Here is a 251-nt window from a genome sequence, read left to right as displayed (position 1 = left end):
CTCGCCGCCGCGGGCGGCGGGCGGGTCACCGAGGTCGAGTTCGACCGGGCCGACAGCGACGACGACCGGCACGACGACGACCGCGACGACGACCGCAGCGACGGCCGGGACCACTGGGAGGTCGAGGTCGTGAACGGCACCACCGAGCACGATCTCGACATCGACGCCACCACCGGCCAGGTCCTCGACCACGACGTCGACCGGCACGACGGCGACGACGACCGGCACGACCGCGACGACGACTGAGCCGG

The 251-nt window shown here is 73.7% G+C and carries 1 protein-coding gene; it reads left to right on the top strand.

What is annotated here, in order from left to right:
* Window positions 1–246 (top strand): PepSY domain-containing protein (locus tag GTW08_RS08730; protein ID WP_202416778.1); only part of this gene is annotated, 246 nt, incomplete at its 5' end.
* Window positions 247–251 lie beyond the last annotated feature (5 nt).

The sequence above is a fragment of the Pseudonocardia sp. SID8383 genome (genome assembly GCF_009864975.1).
Lineage (GTDB): Bacteria > Actinomycetota > Actinomycetes > Mycobacteriales > Pseudonocardiaceae > Pseudonocardia > Pseudonocardia alni.
The sequence above is the reverse complement of the archived record's forward strand: the minus strand, read 5'-3'. Positions and strand labels throughout refer to the sequence as shown.